The 18334-nt window shown below is 32.0% G+C and carries 26 protein-coding genes and 2 tRNA genes; 26 read left to right on the forward strand and 2 right to left on the reverse strand.

Annotated features, from left to right (window positions below; translation table 11 throughout):
- Positions 1-244 precede the first annotated feature (244 nt).
- A complete protein-coding gene (locus tag FZF09_RS03065) occupies positions 245-868 on the forward strand; it encodes a hypothetical protein (protein WP_158735112.1) in 624 nt (207 codons plus the stop codon).
- Positions 868-1920: an MTH1187 family thiamine-binding protein gene (locus tag FZF09_RS03070; RefSeq protein ID WP_255450321.1), complete on the forward strand. Its 1053-nt coding sequence runs from the start codon at positions 868-870 to the stop codon at positions 1918-1920. The genes FZF09_RS03065 and FZF09_RS03070 overlap by 1 nt, the downstream gene beginning before the upstream one ends.
- Before the next feature lie 142 nt (positions 1921-2062).
- Here the strand turns inward: FZF09_RS03070 and FZF09_RS03075 are convergent.
- Positions 2063-2137 (reverse strand) — tRNA-Gln (locus FZF09_RS03075).
- 206 nt (positions 2138-2343) lie between these two features.
- Here FZF09_RS03075 and comGA point away from each other — a divergent pair.
- The 24 genes from comGA to FZF09_RS03195 all read left to right on the forward strand — a co-directional run bounded on the left by comGA (position 2344) and on the right by FZF09_RS03195 (position 17571).
- Positions 2344-3417 (forward strand): competence type IV pilus ATPase ComGA, encoded by a 1074-nt coding sequence (gene comGA, locus FZF09_RS03080; protein ID WP_158735114.1) that lies wholly within the window; start codon positions 2344-2346, stop codon positions 3415-3417.
- On the forward strand, positions 3398-4426 hold the full coding sequence (gene comGB, locus FZF09_RS03085; RefSeq protein ID WP_158735115.1) for a competence type IV pilus assembly protein ComGB: 1029 nt from the start codon (positions 3398-3400) through the stop codon (positions 4424-4426). Before comGA ends, comGB begins: the two co-directional genes overlap by 20 nt.
- A 28-nt stretch (positions 4427-4454) precedes the next feature.
- Positions 4455-4595 carry a hypothetical protein gene (locus FZF09_RS03090; RefSeq protein WP_158735116.1) on the forward strand — a complete coding sequence of 47 codons (141 nt, stop codon included), beginning with the start codon at positions 4455-4457 and terminating at the stop codon, positions 4593-4595.
- Positions 4596-4611: 16 nt separating this feature from the next.
- Entirely contained in the window at positions 4612-4779 is a 168-nt protein-coding gene (locus tag FZF09_RS03095) for a prepilin-type N-terminal cleavage/methylation domain-containing protein (RefSeq protein WP_158735117.1), read from the forward strand.
- 50 nt (positions 4780-4829) lie between these two features.
- Positions 4830-5069 carry a hypothetical protein gene (locus FZF09_RS03100; protein WP_158735118.1) on the forward strand — a complete coding sequence of 80 codons (240 nt, stop codon included), beginning with the start codon at positions 4830-4832 and terminating at the stop codon, positions 5067-5069.
- Between the two features lie 228 nt (positions 5070-5297).
- Positions 5298-5984, forward strand: coding sequence for a helix-turn-helix domain-containing protein (locus FZF09_RS03105; RefSeq protein ID WP_158735119.1), 687 nt, complete (start codon positions 5298-5300; stop codon positions 5982-5984).
- Between the two features lie 219 nt (positions 5985-6203).
- Positions 6204-6650, forward strand: a complete 447-nt coding sequence (locus tag FZF09_RS03110; protein WP_158735120.1) for a helix-turn-helix domain-containing protein — start codon at positions 6204-6206, stop codon at positions 6648-6650.
- Positions 6651-6807: 157 nt separating this feature from the next.
- Positions 6808-7011 carry a helix-turn-helix domain-containing protein gene (locus tag FZF09_RS03115; protein WP_158735121.1) on the forward strand — a complete coding sequence of 68 codons (204 nt, stop codon included), beginning with the start codon at positions 6808-6810 and terminating at the stop codon, positions 7009-7011.
- A gap of 49 nt (positions 7012-7060) precedes the next feature.
- Complete coding sequence (locus FZF09_RS03120) at positions 7061-7285, forward strand: hypothetical protein (protein ID WP_158735122.1); 225 nt, start codon at positions 7061-7063, stop codon at positions 7283-7285.
- A gap of 429 nt (positions 7286-7714) precedes the next feature.
- A complete protein-coding gene (locus FZF09_RS03125) occupies positions 7715-8464 on the forward strand; it encodes a hypothetical protein (RefSeq protein WP_158735123.1) in 750 nt (249 codons plus the stop codon).
- Positions 8465-8553: 89 nt separating this feature from the next.
- Entirely contained in the window at positions 8554-11388 is a 2835-nt protein-coding gene (locus tag FZF09_RS03130) for a hypothetical protein (RefSeq protein ID WP_158735124.1), read from the forward strand.
- Positions 11389-11792: 404 nt separating this feature from the next.
- Positions 11793-12020, forward strand: a complete 228-nt coding sequence (locus FZF09_RS03135; RefSeq protein ID WP_158735125.1) for an XRE family transcriptional regulator — start codon at positions 11793-11795, stop codon at positions 12018-12020.
- A gap of 207 nt (positions 12021-12227) precedes the next feature.
- Entirely contained in the window at positions 12228-12446 is a 219-nt protein-coding gene (locus tag FZF09_RS03140; RefSeq protein WP_158735126.1) for a hypothetical protein, read from the forward strand.
- A gap of 1 nt (position 12447) precedes the next feature.
- Positions 12448-12810 (forward strand): hypothetical protein, encoded by a 363-nt coding sequence (locus FZF09_RS03145; RefSeq protein ID WP_158735127.1) that lies wholly within the window; start codon positions 12448-12450, stop codon positions 12808-12810.
- Positions 12811-12824: 14 nt separating this feature from the next.
- Complete coding sequence (locus FZF09_RS03150; protein WP_158735128.1) at positions 12825-12965, forward strand: hypothetical protein; 141 nt, start codon at positions 12825-12827, stop codon at positions 12963-12965.
- Positions 12962-13258 carry a hypothetical protein gene (locus FZF09_RS03155; protein WP_158735129.1) on the forward strand — a complete coding sequence of 99 codons (297 nt, stop codon included), beginning with the start codon at positions 12962-12964 and terminating at the stop codon, positions 13256-13258. The genes FZF09_RS03150 and FZF09_RS03155 overlap by 4 nt, the downstream gene beginning before the upstream one ends.
- Before the next feature lie 40 nt (positions 13259-13298).
- Positions 13299-13562 carry a hypothetical protein gene (locus FZF09_RS03160; protein WP_158735130.1) on the forward strand — a complete coding sequence of 88 codons (264 nt, stop codon included), beginning with the start codon at positions 13299-13301 and terminating at the stop codon, positions 13560-13562.
- A 359-nt stretch (positions 13563-13921) separates the two neighbouring features.
- On the forward strand, positions 13922-14653 hold the full coding sequence (locus tag FZF09_RS03165; RefSeq protein WP_158735131.1) for a hypothetical protein: 732 nt from the start codon (positions 13922-13924) through the stop codon (positions 14651-14653).
- Positions 14654-14797: 144 nt separating this feature from the next.
- Positions 14798-15115 (forward strand): hypothetical protein, encoded by a 318-nt coding sequence (locus tag FZF09_RS03170; protein ID WP_158735132.1) that lies wholly within the window; start codon positions 14798-14800, stop codon positions 15113-15115.
- 82 nt (positions 15116-15197) lie between these two features.
- Positions 15198-15410: a hypothetical protein gene (locus FZF09_RS03175; protein WP_158735133.1), complete on the forward strand. Its 213-nt coding sequence runs from the start codon at positions 15198-15200 to the stop codon at positions 15408-15410.
- A gap of 197 nt (positions 15411-15607) precedes the next feature.
- Positions 15608-16132 (forward strand): helix-turn-helix domain-containing protein, encoded by a 525-nt coding sequence (locus FZF09_RS03180; RefSeq protein WP_158735428.1) that lies wholly within the window; start codon positions 15608-15610, stop codon positions 16130-16132.
- Between the two features lie 40 nt (positions 16133-16172).
- A tRNA-Ile gene (locus FZF09_RS03185) sits at positions 16173-16248 on the forward strand.
- A 71-nt stretch (positions 16249-16319) separates the two neighbouring features.
- Positions 16320-16844: a hypothetical protein gene (locus FZF09_RS03190; RefSeq protein ID WP_158735134.1), complete on the forward strand. Its 525-nt coding sequence runs from the start codon at positions 16320-16322 to the stop codon at positions 16842-16844.
- A gap of 79 nt (positions 16845-16923) precedes the next feature.
- Entirely contained in the window at positions 16924-17571 is a 648-nt protein-coding gene (locus FZF09_RS03195) for a hypothetical protein (protein ID WP_158735135.1), read from the forward strand.
- 11 nt (positions 17572-17582) lie between these two features.
- Here FZF09_RS03195 and FZF09_RS03200 read toward each other — a convergent pair whose 3' ends face one another.
- Positions 17583-18206, reverse strand: coding sequence for a hypothetical protein (locus FZF09_RS03200; protein ID WP_158735136.1), 624 nt, complete (start codon positions 18204-18206; stop codon positions 17583-17585).
- Positions 18207-18334: the final 128 nt, after the last annotated feature.

Genomic DNA, 18334 nt, shown 5'->3' on the forward strand with positions numbered 1-18334 from the left:
GAAGGAACCAGGCTGTTTTTTGCATAATATATAATTTATAAGTGAAGTACAAAGCTGCTTTATTTTTCAATAAAAAATCTAAACCTATAAATGATTCTTTTCCACCTATCTTTCTTTGATTGCTGGGATTAACTAAAATTTTCCATTTTATTTTTTACACACCAGCTGAACTCATTGGTGATAAAACATTAGTTTATCTAAAGAAAAACGATTGTATGGAAAAGCATGAGAAAGGATGGTTAACGTGTTTAATGGGAATAAGCTGGTTGTTATTTTGCCGGTTCTGTTGATGATATTTCTGTTTGCCGGAGGAAGTTATTACATAAATCAAACGGAAGTGGTAAATAACGAGGAACTGGATGAAAAAATAAACTGGGAAACAACCCTTTTGCAGACAGAAGACAGTTCGGTCTTAGAAGCAACTTGGAATTGGAGTGTTACTCCAAGCGATGGAATGGCGGGTGAAGATTATATTGGGGTAACTTTCATAGATGAAGAGGGAGAGGCTTTACCAGCTGAATTATTGGATGATTATCAATTGACGTTAAAGCTTGAAGAGGAAGAAATAACAGAAGATGGTGAGGAAACAAAAAATGGAATCATATTTTCATTTCCTAATGAGATAGAAGAAAATAAAACTTTGGGAGATAAAGGCTCATTACGAGTAGAAACAACTTCTGCCTCTAACCCCCCTGTGCGCGCAGTTATTAGTTACTTGCATACTTGGGAGGACCACGGAGGTCTTCAATCAAAAGATGCGAGGTTTTTTGACCGGGAGTTTGCGGGTAAAGGAGACAAAGATGAATCATTTTTCTGGGTGTCAGAACGATTTGTTGATTTAGAAGAGAAAGGCAGTTCGAACGGCTGATGAAAGGTCTCTCTTATCAAAACGGCGTCCTGTTTTTCGGTGAAAAATATATCGGATGGGCCAGCGTAAAGAATAATAAGCCAGTTTCTGAGGTACTTCCATTAAGCAGCATATCTATGTTGAAGATAGCATGCCACGTTTTTAATACGATGCCTCGCTGGTATAAATTATTATTTTATGTATGGGCTGCTGTTGCGTTTGCTTCACCTCTATTTCATTTATTAGGTCCAGATATACCGGTACTTCCTTTTTATACGTTTATTTATTTTGTTTTTGGTACCCATTTTATTTTTCCAAAACAATTAAAGAAGTTTCATGGTGCTGAGCATAAGGTATTTAGTTTTAAAGGGGTAAAAAAAAGAAGAAACATTTTTCGAATAAAAAAGGCAGCCATCACAAACCGTTACTGCTCAACAAATATAGTAGTCATGTATTTTTTAACAGTATTATTTTTTACGCCTGCTGCTTGGTTATGGTATCCGTTTGAACAAGCCATAGCTATAGTATCTTATAGCGCTGTTCTGTTCGTGCCAATTTTTCACCGTATCATCCAGCAAAAAAAGATGGCTGTTTTCAGAAAACCTTTACTTTATCTATCATACGCCGTGCAGCGCCATATCTCTTGTTCTCATCCAGAAAGAATTCATTTGTTAACTGCCGTAGAGGCATACAGAGCTTTGGCTGAAAAGGAATATTCGCATCTGTTAGTGGAAAAGTCTAAAATGAAAAAGGAGGAGAAAAAAATGGCAATCATTGATTTGACAATAGTTCCGGTGGGCACGGAAACAACAAGTATGAGTGAAGATGTGGCAGAAGTTCAAAAAGTTTTAGATCGGCATTCGGATAAAATAGACTATCACCTAACCTCGATGAGTACTATCATAGAAGGTGATCTGAATGATCTATTCCCTATTGTGCAAGAACTTCATGAAATACCGTTTAATCGGGGTGCAAAACGAGTGGCAACAAATATTAGGCTAGACGACCGCAGGGATGGTACACAAGAAAGTATGAAAGGGAAAGTCAGCTCAGTGGAAAATAAGTTGAGTTAAATCAAAAGGGAGCCATTTTTGGCTCCCTGTATTTTCCTTAAAAAAGTTTAAATTTTAAAGTGTTAAAGTAAGGACTTGCGGCATCGGTTTTTTCTAATTGAAAATATGCTGTTATAAGTTTGTTCAGCGCATGGTTGATGAATGGCTGGGATGGCAGGGTTCGAACCTGCGCATCACGGAATCAAAATCCGTTGCCTTACCACTTGGCTACATCCCATCGACAGTTTATAGTATAGACGCTATAAATATTTTTATACTTTAATTTTGTTAAAGGAAAAAAGTATAAGTGAAACCACGACTTTCGCCATACGGGCTCGACGGTAAGCCAGTTTTTCTAATTCACAAAAAAATTTTATATTTTTGCAGGAGTTTTAGTTATTACAGAGAATTGTATATTTGATAATTAGAAAGGATGGTGATTTATTGACGAATATTGAATGGGAAAGCAGAAAGTTAATTGAGCGTGCTTTGTCATTAGATGCTACAGATATTCATCTGCATCCTAATGAGCGCAGCACTTCATTACTTTTCCGGCTTCAAGGGAAACTTCATCACATGCAGTCTTTGAAGAAAAGAGACGCGGAACGTTTAATTGCCCACTTTAAGTTTAGGGCAGGGATGGACATCGGTGAACAAAGACGTCCTCAAAACGGATCTTTTATGTTAAAGAATACTTCTCCTCCGGTAAACCTTCGTTTTTCCACAATCCCTGCATACTTTCGTGAAAGTTTGTCTATTCGATTGCTTCCTCAAAATAATTTTTTTCCTCTATCTTCTTTATCTAACTCTCCGGCTGTGACTTCCTTTTTTTATCGTTTGCTTACTTATAGAAACGGCATGATTATTCTAACCGGGCCAACAGGCTCTGGAAAAACAACCACTCTTTATGCATTCATGAATGCCTTAATACAAGGAGATGATTTACGTGTCATCAGCATAGAAGATCCTGTAGAAATTAGAAATGAAAATGTTATTCAAACAGAAATTAATGAAAAAGCAGGTTTAACGTATACGGAAATGTTAAAAGCTTCGCTGCGTCATGATCCTGATGCACTTATGGTTGGAGAAATAAGAGGCCAAGACACCGCTTACCATGCGATACGTGCAGCGTATACTGGACATTTAGTATTTACAACGATGCACGCTAGTTCCCCGTATGGAGCTATAAAAAGATTAATTGATTTTGGTTTTTCTCCGTTTGATTTACAAGAAACATTATTATGTATTACTTCTCAATTTTTAATTGCAAGGTATTGTCCGTTATGTAAAAGCAATAAATGTTCGCCTTACTGCGGCAAGCATGGTATGTCTTCTCGAATTGCTCTGTTTGATATTTTAGCAGAAAAAGAACTCAAAAATGCTATAATTAAAAAAACTTCCCCTATTTTGACTTTCTCACATGAAGAACAATGGAAAAGAGGGCTTGCCCTTGGTCTATTTTCTGATAAAACAAAGATAAGGAGGTCCTTTACGATGTATGAGAAAGAAATGGAGTAAACATGCTGCAGCAAATTTTTTATTAAAATCTGGTGAACTGCTAGAACAAGGTTATAATCTTGATCAAGTTCTCGAGCTATTGTCTTGGGAACAAACAGCAGAAATAAAACAAATTATCTATGACATGAGAGAACAATTAAGAATAGGATCACCGTTTCATGAAGTACTTGCTCAACGAACTTTCCCATCTGATATTACTGCATATGTATTTTTTTCGGAACAATGCGGTTCTCTTTCGCAAGGTTTGCAAGGTGCCGGTGAACTTTATTTAAAAAGGTTAAATGCTTTAACCAATATCCGGAGATTTATGAGGTATCCCCTTGTTTTACTCTGGCTGCTTATTCTAATATCTATCGTCATGGTCCACTTTTTATTTCCACAATTTAGTCAATTATTTGATTCCCTTCACATGGAATTCCCTTTATTAACCTTAACAATGTTACACATATTTCAATATGCTCCGTATATGTTTCTTTTCATTTTTCCCACCCTTCTATTATGTTTTTTATATTATATAAAGGTTTTTCGCCATTACTCTGCTCATAAACAAGTTAAGATACTGACTCGTGCTCCTTTTTTAGAATCATTTATTCGTTTATTTCTTACTTACTATTTTTGTCTGCAGTTTAGCAGCATGCTCAAAGGAGGTCTTTCTATTTATGAAGCATGTCTTGTTTTTGAAAAACAGCACCATTTTGCTTTTTTTCAGACCGAAGGAAAATTCTTAAAACAACAATTAAAGGAAGGACACCAGCTTCACGCAGCTTTAGAAGCGGCAGGATGGTACAGAGATGAAATGAAATATGTTATTCAGCATGGGCAGGCTTCAGGAAAACTTGGAGATGATCTTTTTTTCTACAGTGAGAAAGTGTTTCAACTGCTTGAAGAAAAAGTAAAAAAGATTGTCATGGCAGTGCAGCCAGTGATGTTTTGTTTCATTGGCATCGTTATTTTAGGAATGTTTTTATCGGTGTTTTTACCTATGTTTCAGTTGATGACATCTATTTAAAATCAGGTAAACATTAAGGAGAGTGAACATGAAATTAATCGAAAATAAATGGCAGAAAACTTTACATGAAAAAGTGAAAAATATGGAAACAAGAATAATAGCACTAGAGGAGACAAAAGAAAAAGATATCATCAGCCTGCTAAAAGTAGTAGCCCGTAAAAAAATATAAGGAGGAGAGTTACTTTATGACAAAAAATTATTGGAACAAAAAGGGATTCACCATGATAGAAATGATGATCGTTCTGCTTATTATTACAGTGTTGTTGTTAATTGCAGTTCCTAATATGGTTACAAATAATAATGTCGCTCAATCTAAAGGCTGCGATGCAACGATTCATATAATAGGAGTATGAAACAAGCGAAAAAACGTTCTTATATATTTTTAAAAATCGGAGGAATTAATATGAAAACTTATGAGGTATTTTCTACAGTAACAGTGCCAGTATCCCTGAAAATTTCAGCTTCAGATATTGTACAAGCCCAGTATGCTTCTCAATTGCTGCTAAATCAATTAGATATTGATGAAATAGAATTGCTTGTAAAAAGGTTGGATCAGTCAAAAATCAAGCCAATTGTCCATGATCACAATGTTGAAGTAGAAAATATTTATGAGGAGGAGACAGAAGAATGGATAAGGTTGTAAGTAAATTCACGAAGTAACAAAAAAGGTAAAACACGATTTGAGTGTCAAGCAATAAAAGGGGCTGAAAGTGCGCCAACACTAACAGCCCTTTGTCACTTCCATACAGAAAGCAACTTCACCTATGTATTTCTATTGTATTTTATTTTTTTGATTTTATCAATAGAAACCCTGCTTTCTGTGTGATTATTTTAAATTTTTTAAATTAACAGAGAGTGAGGGTTATTTGTCATGCAAATTTTTCAATCAGAACGGAACCAATTATCTGCAATTAAAGATTTAGAATGGCTCAATGAGTCTGTGAGTTATCATATGGAAACCCTAAAAAAAAATACAGACAATGTTAAGGTTATGCAATTATTGCAGCGTATGAGCGAGTACAGCCTTTCTACGTTGGGAGTAAGCTTTATGAACAATAAGACTATGGCAAAAATAATTGGCGTATGTACAAGAACAATTCAACGATATACAGCTAAAATGGTTGATTTAGGAATTATAAGTAAAATCGCTACTGCCAGAGACAAAGACGGAGGAAGGACAAGCAATACCTATATTATCCTTCCAGTGTTAAAAAATCCAGTTATAAAGGGAAAAATGAAAGGTTGTCGTGAGGGTTGTCGTGACATTAATCCTTCTTTGAAACCGTCTTTTAAACAAGATAATAATAATATAGTCAGCGAGGATAAGTTATTTGATTTGTTTAAATTTAAATTAAAGGATAAGTGTGTCCAATATGGCAGCAATTACATGGAAAAGGTGATTAATACAGTCACAGATGAATATCACAAACTCCAATATGCACAAAAGCAATACGAGCAACGTAAGCAATCTGTAAATGTAGCTGTGCCTGATTTTGACTGGCTAAATAATTTTGACCTTTCTGATTTTAATGATCGTACAAGTTGGCTTGATGATTAATCCATTACAGAATCAATTCTGTACTTTTAAATCTAACTCCAATTACACAAATAAATATTTTGTATTGCTTCAAGGGGTATTAGTCATTTAGAGGGTTAAACGTTTTAGAAAGCCATACAATGACAATAAAAACTTTTATAAATAAAATTTAATTTATTGGTTAAAAAAGGTTGATTAAAATTTAACCTAGATGTATAATGGAATTACAGATTAAAGGAGGTGAGTCGTATATCACACGGAATAGACTACTTTTGCACACTTTTTAAAATAAAAAAAGGAGAATTAGCTGAGTATTTAGGTATTAAACAACCACAGATTAATTCATGGATAAAGGGTACAAGGGATATTCCACAAAAACATTTAGATAAACTGTGTGAACTGTTCCAAGTACCAAAAGATAAGAAATATTTACTAACAAGACCGGCGCTAAGCAAAATAGATGAGTTAGAAATACATATTATTTTATATTATTTTCAGTTAAATAATAGAAATCTTGATGAAAGGGGAGTGAAACACTATAAAACAAATATTGAGTTTGCTGAACGTGAAATAGAGATACAAGAAGTAATCAATAAGCTGGAATCAAAACTATCTGGATATACGATTTTTCCTGATCAATTTGAAGAAAAAATGGATAAGGTGAAAAGGTTAATTGAAAATTTTTAAAAATGGAGGAATGAAAAATGACAAGGAAAAAAGAAAAGAAAACATGGTGAAAAGTTCATGAATTGCAGGAGATGGCAAAAGAAATATTAGATGAGGGATTAAATGAACCAGATAAAGGTTTTATATATAAACAACTGCAAATCGGGGGACTTTTATCATGAGTGAACCAAATAAAGTTTTACTAACTGTTGAGGATGTAAGAAAGATTACTGGACTTGGGAGAGACAGGGTGTATGAATTTATGCACAGTCGAGAGCTTCCAACAATGAAAGTTGGGAGGAAACTGATGGTACATGAAGATCATTTTTATAAATGGTTAAAGAACGAAGGAAATAAAAATAGCTATTACATGAAGAAGTAGTATAAATAAAAGGATAAATATTATTTATTATTAAATGAGGGGTGTTGATATGAGTGAAAAAATCTTAGAATTGATACTTGAAAAACTTGAAAAAATAGACACAGAGCAGCGAGGGATGAAACAAGGAATGTCAGGAATAAATAAACGCCTTGAGAACATTGAATCAAAACAACATATTGTTTACGAACAAACAGGAATTTTAACAGAGCGACATGAAGAAATAATGTCACGTTTTAATGATTTAGCTACAAAAGAATATTTTGATAAGAAGTAATAGAAAATAACAATTAAAAAATCCCATGGAAAAACCCTCAAAATCTATTGACGAATTTTGAGTTCCATGGTAAGATTGATAGATAAGTAGTTTTTTTAAAAATTGTTAAAGGTATTCCATAATATATTATTACAATTCTTATTTTAGTCGCTTATTAACAAAAAGTCAATAAAAAATGTCTGTATAACAACAGGAAATTTAATTATACAGACACGATTATTAATCAAAAGGAGGTGAAATTAAAGTGGGTAAAATAAAAATTACGACAAAAGGGAAAAGTTTTTATAAAATTTACGAAGATTGGTTGAAAAGTTTTCAAATTACATGTCTAAAGGGGATGTTATTTTGACTGTTTAATAGAGAGAGTATAGATAGACCAATAGATAGATTAACACAAAACGAAATTACCTAATGAAGGAGGTGAGATGTTTGACGAGTGATTCATTCATAAAATTACCCGATTCATTTACAGATGATGGATCAGAGTATCATTTGACTCCAGAGGAGCTATATACATATTGTTTAATATACTCTCTAAGCAACTTGCGAGGGTCAGTCCAGTTTAATATTGATTTACTATCTCAGTTAAACAGCGCTCCATATGCAAAACAAACAAAAGAGGCAAAGAGTAAAGTCAAGAAAATTATTAACAACTTAATCCATAAAAAAGTAATTACAAACTATATAGATGGAGATTTTAAAAATGTGAAGAGTAACACTGAACTTATTGATGTGGATTTTGAAAAAATAGATGAAAATTCATTTTATCGTTTTAGCATAGTCGACTTTGACAAATTTGATGATATGTATGATTGCTATGTATATTGTGCTGTTGCTAAGTGGAGCAGGTTTAATAAAGAGTTTAAATGTGATTTAAACAGATGGGCAAGCATCTTACAGGTTTCTAAACCGACTGCCATAAAATATTTGCAACAAGCAATTGATCGAAACGTGATTTATGTGAACACTGGAGAGTATACAGAAAAAGAGAGTAAAGAAAGAAAACAGAAGCTACAAGAAAAGAATAGTTATCAGATTAAACCATTCAAGGACAAAGAGAAAACTTTTGCTCAAAAAAAGAAAGAGAACAAGAAGAAGTCAAACGTTACTAAAATAGACTTTAAACCAAACAAATTTAAGAAAAAAAGAAAAAAAGAAAGAATAGAAGATATCTTTTAAACAAAAGGAGCGAATGACAATGACAGCACAAACAAAAGTAGCTGTGAGCGTTTATAATCTAAATTTTAACCAAAATGGAGGAATTAATAATGGGAAGGGAAAAAAGAAGAAGTGGAAAGAAGAATAATTTAAGTAGTCAGGTACATGTATTTTCTCTCACAACGGATGCATTTTTATTTGAAGATGAACAAGCAATCAGCGATAGACTTAAAAATAATCGTATTAAATCAAAAGAATTGAAAAAGTTGCGAAAGCTAAATAATAAAAATAAGTTTCAAGATAAAATAAATAAACTGATCAATGAGAAACAGGAAGAGGTTCAGTATTCAAGTGATTCATACTACCAAGTTAACAAGGATTTATTAGAAATTTATATACTCTTACAGCAGACAAAAACTTTTAAGAATACCAAAAAGGAACTCAGGGATTTTATCAAATTAACCAAGAAAAAAATTGAAGATGATGAAATACTACTGAAGCAACGTATTAAAGAAAACATAGACAAAGAAGTTCCTAGAGAATTGAATCCTGATGCTCTGTATTTTAACGATAAAGAAGGGAAGCAACGTTATAATGGTGAGAGTATCATTTCTCTTTTTGATTCAACTCTGACACGTACAATAGGTGCTGAGGTGAATAAAATTAGCACTGACATTATTGTTGTCAAGACATACCATTTTGAAATCCTAGAAAATATGATTAATAATGGCTTTACATATCAAGGTGAGTTTTACATATTCCTGACGGCTAGTGCTGGACAGATGAGACAACGCAAGAGCATGTGGATTAAAGAAGTTGCTTGGGAAAAACATAAGAATCAACTTACTTGCGGCTTATCTGCTTATGATATTAATGATAAAGATGGAGTTAATATTAATAAATACTTGGCTTATCTTGCTTTGTCTGCTACAGCTAGTAAAAAATGGACTAACTTTAGTATTGACCGGGCTATTGTGGTTAATGACTTAGAAACTGATGTTTATGCCGAGGTTGATTACATAAATAGAGATACATATAAGATTAATAGAAAGAAAATGGACATTCCAATTGAACATACTGATGGAGCAGGAATGATATTACCGAGAAATTCTAAAAAGAGCAAGAAAAGTTTTATGTTCAGGATGCCATTTTTTAAAGGGCTTTTAATCCCGATTGATTTCAAAGCTTGGATAAATGAGCATGAAGGCGCAAGTATGAAGGTTAAAGATATATACAATAAGACTTGGGATATTGAAAAAAATGGAATTGAAATTATTTTTACTAAGTCTCAGTTTAAGATGTGGAAATACTATAAGAATTGGCAAGAGTACAAGGACAACTTTAAAAAATATAATTGTGAAGCTGCTAAATTAAATGAAGAAACGAAGCCTGAAGAGGAAATAAAGCTATCATATCAATATTTACAAACACTTACTGATGTATCTGATGAGGAGTTAAAGGCACTAGCACAGCCTACTATTGATGAGATTTCCAATATAGCAAAAGATAAAGATAATATGATGAAGGCTCTTGGCGTCGATATGAAAGAGACGGAAAAAGAAAAGATTGAAAAAAGAACATATTATCAGCAAGCACTTACTATCTATCCTGAGCTTATTGATGATCCATATAGTAAGCAAATGATTAAGGACAAAAAGGAAGCAATGATAAACGGTGCTAAGGCTGGCAAACTTAATATCAAAGGAAATCACGTATATATCTGTCCTGATATGTATGCTTTTTGCGAGAGATTATTTTTACATAAAGAGAAGCCTGAAGGGTTGCTTAAAAATGGTGAAGTGTTCTGTAAGTTATACGAAAATGGCACTGTTGACATGCTTAGGTCGCCACATTTGTACAGAGAGCATGGGACTAGGCAGAATGTGATTGATGAAGAAAAGAAAAAATGGTTTATTACGAATGGTATATATACAAGCATTTATGATCCGATTAGTAAACTACTGCAATTCGATTGTGATGGAGATTCAAGCCCAGTCATACAGGATAAATTATTTACAGATATTGCTGAGAGGAACATAAGAATTGGAGAAAAAGATGAAATTGTACCATTGTACTATAAGATGGAAAAAGCAGATGCACAAATAATTGATAAAGATAACATTATAAAGTCTATAGAGTTAGCCTATCAGGGGAATATAGGCGAAATCTCAAACAACATAAGCAAGATATGGAACGATGAGGAGCTTAACATTTCTGCGGTGAAATGGTTAACAGCCTACAATAATTATATGATTGATTTTGCCAAAACAAATTTTTTACCAGAGCCAAAAGGAGAAAAAGAAGAAATTATTGACGAATATAAGAGTAAGAAGTTGCCTTATTTCTTTAAATTTGCAAAAAATAAGAAGAGAGTACAACCAAAAAATAAGAGTGTAGTGAATAGGCTTGAGGACATTATAGATAATTCTGAAGCGAAAAAGCAGATCCAATTTAAAAAACATGCTGGTGGGTGGTTTGACTATAAATTGCTTATGAGCAATCAGCAATATAAATTTCAAGAAGAGGATTATAAAATAATTGATAAATACAAAGAACTCAGCAGGCAAAAGAAGAAAATGATGTATGATGAGGATGGAGAAAAGCGAAATTTAAGCTGGATTCATCAAGAAATGAAAAAGCAATTGCTTAATAAGGCTGAAGAATTGAAAATGGGAGAAGATGAGGAAAAAAGAAAGAAACGTGTTGTTAATGTGCTTGTAAAGTATGCCTATACAGAAGAGGCAAAATATAAATCAATTCTCTGGGATTGTTTTGGTAACATTATATTAGGCAATCTTAATAACAATGTAGAAAACACTAAACAGTGTAAAGATTGTTTGGAGAGAATTGAAAAGAAAAATAATCGACAGAAATATTGTGACGAATGTGCTAAGATGAGGGAAAAGAGAAGGTTAGAAAGAAAAAATAGGAAGAAGAAAAAATAACCGATTTAGAATCGTTAAAATAATTGAATTTTATTCAATAAATTGAATGTAGTTAAGTAACGATAGCTTATGATAATGTCTGGATGCCTTGTGCAACAAGGTATTCAGGCTGTTTTTTTGTAGTGAGACGAATGGTTATTAGGGAAGAGATGTAAATTCATTTGCATCTTTCAGTTCATTTTTTTTAAATACTTGAACTTTATCCAGATTTACAATATAGAGAGGTTACTAGCCATTCCCTCTCTATTATTCTTCTTTTTTTCTTTTTATTCTGTGTCACTGATCGGGAGTGACAGAGGAGTAAGCATAATGCTTGCTTCTTTTTTTATATTCAATTTTTTTAATAAATAAAATTTTAATGGATATAGATGTCAAATCACAAAATGTGAAATGAGGTGAGGAAAATGAATAGGAATGAACGGTATGATTTGTTATTAAAAATGAAAAGAAAAGAAATAACAAATCGAGAAGCTGCTAAACATGTAGGCTGCTCTGATGCAATGATTAGTCTGTTTCTCAGAAATAAAGCCAATATGAAAGAGAGTAAAATAGAAAAGTTAAAAGAATATATAGAGGGTAAGCCTGAGCGTATTGATATCAATGAGTGGATTAAAGAAAGGAAATCAATTTAATAATTAATAAATATTGTCGGTATCGGTAGCGTAATGCTGTCGCCTCATTTATCCTCCGACAATAAATAAAAGGATAGATATGCGAATATATAATGATACTTGTTTTCATTATTTATTCCTCCTAGAACACATGAGAGTCAGTGAGGGTGTCCAATTGGACATTCCTCTGTTCGTGTGTAGCAAAACGAAATTGAAAGGATGAGTAAGTTGACAAAAAATGAAATTGAAGAATTGATTTATCAGGTTGCACGTAAAAGTGAATTAGAGGAGCTTCAAACAAAAATGTATCAAGCTTCACGTGGAGCGAACAAGGAAATGTTTAATGGGTTATTGCCTTTCTTAGACAAAATTGAAGAGGACAATTATCACATTAGACAGGATTTAGAATACATAAAAACACTACTACAAGAAAAGGGGAATAAATAATATGTCTAAAATGTTGAATGAACTTTTAGAAAGCTTAGAAGCAATGAAAGAGGAGTCAATTAATGATGGCAGTTTGATTGATATGCTTGATGAATTTGATGACATTGGTGAGTTGGAAATAGTTAAAGAAGCATTATTGGATCATTTTGAATTTGTCAGAAGTAAACTGGAAGTGGATGAGACAATACTGAACAAATACGTTCAAAACAGGATGAGAGATAAAATGAGTATTTATGAAAAACTAAATAAAATCGAGCTTAATGATATTAATGTTCCTGATTACATTGGTGAAAACGGCAGAAAAATATTGGAGAGAACTAGAACACTACAAGATAATCAAATATTAAAAAAATGGAATCACTAGGAGGGATAAAACAAATGGATGCTCTACATGGAGCAAGTCTTATTGCAGAACGTTTTGATATGAGAATTGAAGATGTTTTTAGTTTAGATAGGAAGGAAGCTATAGAAAAAGTAATGATATTGCTTGATGAGATTGAAAAGGAAGGGGATTCATGAGTTTTTACTGTACTAAATGTGAATTAACTATTCTTTGGGATGAACTAAGTGATTGGGAATGTGATTGTGCTGCTGAATGTTGGAAGCCAGTTGGCGAAAAGTCTATACATAAGAAACCGATGAATCTATATGAAATGAAGAACGAAAAAGAAAAATGCTATGTGATTGCAGATTGTGAACAAAGAGCAAGAGTATTAGCTTATGAGAAATTAAATGATAGAAGAATGGGTATTAGATGTTTGTTTGAAGATTTATGCAACGAGAGTGTTAGTGATGTGTTTAATATTACATAATGCAAAATAAAGAATAAAAAGAAAAGAGGATGAAGTGAATATGTATAATTTGATTTTTGGCGACAAAACAACAGGAGAAAAGATTCTGACAGGTGTAACCATGTTGTTGTCACTTGTCTTTTTTATTGCTGTTCCATGTGGGATAGCTTGGATTATTAACTTACTCGGTGTAAGTGTTAGTTATTGGGTTGCAGCAGCAATAGGATTATTAATGTATATGTTTTTGTTTTCTATAAGTCTCCTGAGGTTAAAGCAATTTGAGAGAATGACAAAAGCAATGGATGATGAGTTTGGAAAATTTTAATAAAAGTGTTCAATTGATTTGTGTTGAAAATAATTGGTATGTCAAGGATATACATAAAAATGAATTGATAAAATTAGAAGAATACATAAGCAAGGTGTCCGGCAATGCTGGATGCCTTTTATAATTATTTTTTATTAGTACCTAATAATATGAGCAGGTGATAATTATGAATAATGGATTGACATATGAAATTGATAAAGACGGTATCGTACGTAACGTTAGGAAAAAGTAGGTGAGCATTTGGGGAAGGCAGATAGTATAGTACATGACTATTCTCAAAATGTGGAAAATAATAGTAAAGAATTAGCAGGATTAAAGTCTCTTTTTAACGAAATAAGTGAGTAAAAGGGGTGAATAAAGTGACTACAGTTATTTCTTATGTTAATAGCGCTTTCTCAGTTATTTTATCTGATAATAGAATTAATTACGGACACAATCAAGAGGGTGGATATCAAGACGGATTTAATAAGCTTATTAATTTACCTGAGATGGGCTGGTCGAGTGGTGCAGGTTTATCTGATTTCTTAGTAGAGATAAAAGATCAACTTGGCGCATTTGATATAAAAAATACTGATGACATTCTTCATTTATTTAAGGATGTATTAAATAAAGCAAAAGAAAATAATGTATTATATAAAAAAGAAATAGACGAAAGTGTCATTGTTTCCTCATGGTTAGGGTCTGATGGTAATGATGTTTTCTTTAGAGTAGGAATGCTCTCAAATAAACACTTTGGGATTAATTTAAGGGTATTAGAAAAGGGAGAAATAGACATTGTTTATCCAGGTGATTATCTTTCAAATATTCAACGAGTTGAAGAAATTAAAGAAAAGTTTAATCTAACTATCGGAGAAACAGATTTGTTTATGGCTTTAAATGAAATGCTTCAAATTTTTGATGTAATCTCATCTAATTCTACTCAGGTTAGTAGAACTTGTGATATTGGTTTATTTACATTTCAAGAAGATGGAGTTTATAAAATAAGAACAAGTGGTGATGTTGAAGAACTGAAAAAGCACATAAACAATAAGGAATTAGGAGAAAATGCTGAATTAGTAAATGTTATTAAGTTTAATTCTGAAGGTAATTAGCATCCGTAAGGGGTGCATTTTGATTTATTAACAATTTATTTTATGAATAAAAAGTAATAGATAATTTGAACTAAAAAAGAAGGGTATAATCTTTTTTTGTAGAATTAACCAATGCAATATATACTACAAAAGGAGATGATTGTTTTGGTTTCTGTAAAAGTGCATTGTTCCAACTGTGAAAAGGATATTGAGTTAGCACCTGATGACAATAAAAAAGCGAGTATGTTAAAAAGTTTGATTGATAACGATATGTACATATATGGTGAAGAAATAGATACTTCTTCGATTGGATATGATGAAGATGAAAGTGTAGAAAGGGCATTAACAGATGCTAAATCAGTAGATGAAGTAAGAAATTTATTAAACAATATTGTAATGGACACTGTGGAGGTTGAGCCTGAACTAAAAAGCGTAAGAATACAATGTACTGATTGTCAGGACAATTTAACTATCGAGTTTTAAATAGGCATTTAAGTCACTCTGAGAAGAGTGGCTTTTTTATTTGGATTTTTAAATTATATGAGTAAAAGGAGAAATGATAAATATGATTACCAAGAAAGATGTGTTCTATTGTTACGATGCAAAATTAGCGAAATTTTTGAAGGACAAAGGAGTGTATTCTTTGACAACGGCAATTAACCCAGCGTCCAAAAATATGTTTACAATGTTCGTTTCAACGGATGAAATGCAAGAGTATATAAAAGAGTTTAAAGAAATGCGTACAGCAGAGGAAGTTGAGGATGAAGAGAATAAATAATCAGGAGTGGATACCCATGAATCAAAAAGAATTTATAAGCAAAATGAATGAATATCATTATATAATGAATGAGTGTAATAGGCGGTTAAATGCACTAATAATAAAATGTAATGTTGCTGAAAGTGATTATAATGCATTTAGAAATAGGTTGATGTGTGATAGTACAATTAGTTGCAAAATAAATGAGTTGAGCAACAATGAGTAAATCGAAAAAGAGAAAGTCTATGAGAAATGGTTATGTAACTGTTTATTGCCCAGATCATCCTAAAGCTTCTAAGGACGGTTATGTATATGAACATGTTTATATAATGGAGAAGTTATTAGGTAGATACATAAAGGATAATGAGCATGTACATCATCAAGACTTAAATAATCTAAATAATAATCCTGAAAATTTACTTTGTTTGTCACATGGTCAGCATACAAAGTTACATAACTTTTTTAGGAAGAATGATTTATATGATGTATTGAAAGCAACTGGTGAAGAAGGTTATCAAGTAAAAGAGTGTGCTTATTGTCAAGATTATTTGATTGCAAATGATAAGTTTTGTGATAATGAATGTCATGATAAATATAGAGTAGAGAATAAAAAGAATAGACCGAGTAAAGAAGAAATTGAAGCTTTATTAAAGGATTATAATAAAGTTGAAATTGGACGGATGTATGGAGTACATAGAAGCACAATAAATAATTGGTTAAGAGAATATGAAGAAGCTAATTAATGGTTTATTAAGACTGACAGCGTGTCAGTTATTTCTTTTTGGACTTGTAGTCAAATGGTTAAGGCTTTCAGCTCATAACTGAATTATTGCAGGTTCGAATCCTGCCGAGTCCACCATGGAAAATGTTATAAAAGTTGCAGGAATTTGGAAGACTTTGCCGAAATTAGTAGGCGAAGGAGATGGTATAATGAGTGAAATTTTAAATTTGTGTGATGATATTTTAAGCAAGTATGATATGAAAAATATTGACATCTCCATGACGGATAAAGATAATTATGCAATGTATTATAACATTGATACAAGTGAAATATTTATCAATGTAGAAATTTTGAAACAGGAGTCGATGAGTTTTTTGATTCCGTTTTTAGATTATGCACAGATAATATTTTTACATGAATTAGGTCATGCCTTAGATAACGATTTACAGAAAATACATAAAGATAATAAAGAATGCTTTGATGAGTTAAGAATAAATCCTTTTGCAGATAATACAGATGATTTATTATTAAGGATAAAAAACAATAATATTAAAGCCGAAATTAACGCATGGAATATTGCAGAATCAATAATAGATAAAAGATTGAAAAGAGTTTGCCGTCAAATAAAAAATAAAAGTTTAAAAACAGATGAAGAAATTCAGCTTTTACAAATGGAGAAAATCAAATTAAAGATTGAAATTGCACAAAATAAAGTTCAGGAAATGAACGAATGAAAGACATGGATCTTAAGGTAAGGCTACCCGATGAGATTAAAAGAAAGTTATAAATTCAGTAAAAGTTTGGTGGATATCTATGGATGAATCAAATTATTATCGTATAGATGAATTAGAGAATGCAGTAGATTACTTGGAAACAACATTAATATACCTTAAAGATACAGAGCATCCCCATAGGTTCAAATGGTTGATGATAAGTTTGCATGGTGCATTGTATGGTTTTGGTGTTTTGGCTATAAAAGGAACAGATCCTACTGCAACAGTGTACAAGTCTCTAAATAGATCAATGAAGAAACATGAAATTGAAACGGTATATAAAATAACAAAAGAAAAATATGAGTATATGGGGATTGATTATACTGAAGATGATTTAAAAAAGGTTGCTTTACGAGAAAATGGACAATTGGAAGGTATATGGTCAATATTAGAAAGAACTCAAATGAAAGAATATATGAATAAAGAATTTGAGAGAAGTAACACTCTTATCCTCACAGACAAACAAGAGAGTGCGATATCTAAAATGATTGACTATAGAAATCAATTTATGCATTTCATACCAATGGCTATGGGATTTATGGGAGATTATGAAAAAGAAATAGTGAATCCTGTACTTGAAGTTATTGAATTTTTGGCATTAGAATCAGGGAATATTTTATATTACCAAAATAGTGAAAATAAAGTTGAACAGATATTTGAAGAGATAAACACATTGAAGAGCCAGTAATAAACTGGCTTTTATTGTGAACTTTTATAATTAAATATATCTAATAGAAGATTTTCCACTACATTAAGGAATTCAATACAAGCGTTGGATTCAAGCTTTATCTTATCATTATCGATGTAAAATCCGGGCAGCTTTTCAATTTTATCTTTTAATGTTGTATCACTTTTACTTAACTCGCCATTGTTGTGAATTATTTTATTTCTGACGTCTTGGTAACTTGTTACTTTCTCCCAAAGCTGGTTATCAATTTTAATACCAGCAATTTTATTTAGATAGAGTCTGTATTTATCAATACCTTTGCCTTTTAAATCATTTATTATAATAGGGCTTGTACTATTATCTTCATGCACCTTACATCGGTCAAACATTCTTTTTTCTAGGAAAGAATAGATAGTAACAAATAATGAATTTCTGTGCGTCTGAGCATATGTAACTCTATAAGAATACCATTCATCGATGTAAAACTCATAATATTCTTCTTGCTCTTCTTCAGAATATTGAGAGGCTTCTTGCTCAAATTCTTGTAATTTCTTTTTTAAATTATTTTCGATTAATTCTGCGTAATCTTTAAAGTCATTTATTGGATAGGTAATATAAAAGTAATTGCGAATTGAGCTTATTTTATTGTTTGTCATTATTAATCCCCTTGTAGGATTATAATGGATACTTTTGTCAAATGTAAAGTGAGGTGAAAATAGTCCCGCAATCTTCTATAACAAATACCACCTTCAAGGTAAGCTATGGTAAAATAATACAAAGCTTT

The organism is Alteribacillus sp. YIM 98480, assembly GCF_009765375.1.
Taxonomy (GTDB): domain Bacteria; phylum Bacillota; class Bacilli; order Bacillales; family Marinococcaceae; genus Alteribacillus.